The sequence below is a fragment of the Pseudoalteromonas sp. S1727 genome (assembly GCF_005886375.1).
Lineage (GTDB): Bacteria > Pseudomonadota > Gammaproteobacteria > Enterobacterales > Alteromonadaceae > Pseudoalteromonas > Pseudoalteromonas haloplanktis.
Genome location: NZ_PNDT01000273.1, coordinates 1 through 373, shown reverse-complemented (window position 1 = coordinate 373; position 373 = coordinate 1). Strand labels below are relative to the sequence as shown.

Genomic DNA, 373 nt, shown 5'->3' with positions numbered 1-373 from the left:
ATAGCTTAAAAGGCAAAATTGCTTATATTAATTACCGTATGAACCGCCATATTGATGGTAACGGCTACGGTCCTGCTGTACGCGCACGCTCAACAGGCTCTGTTGAAGCAGCTAAGAAAGGCGCGATTGGTTATATGATGCGCTCAGTCAGCACTGCCCACCACCGTTTTGCGCATACCGGCGGCAGTCATTACAAAGAAGGCGTAACCAAAATTCCTAATGTGACCATTGCCAACCCTGATGCCGATCAAATAGCGCGCCTTATCGCACTCGGTAAAAACGTCACCGTTAATATCAATGTACAAACAGAAGATCGTGGACAAGGTACTGGTTACAATGTGATCGGCCAGTTCAATGGTACGCAAAACCCAGA

1 pseudogene is annotated in these 373 nt (G+C 46.9%); it reads left to right on the top strand.

What is annotated here, in order from left to right:
* A pseudogene (locus tag CWB85_RS21985) lies at positions 1-373 on the top strand (peptidase M28 family protein); the annotation flags it as partial.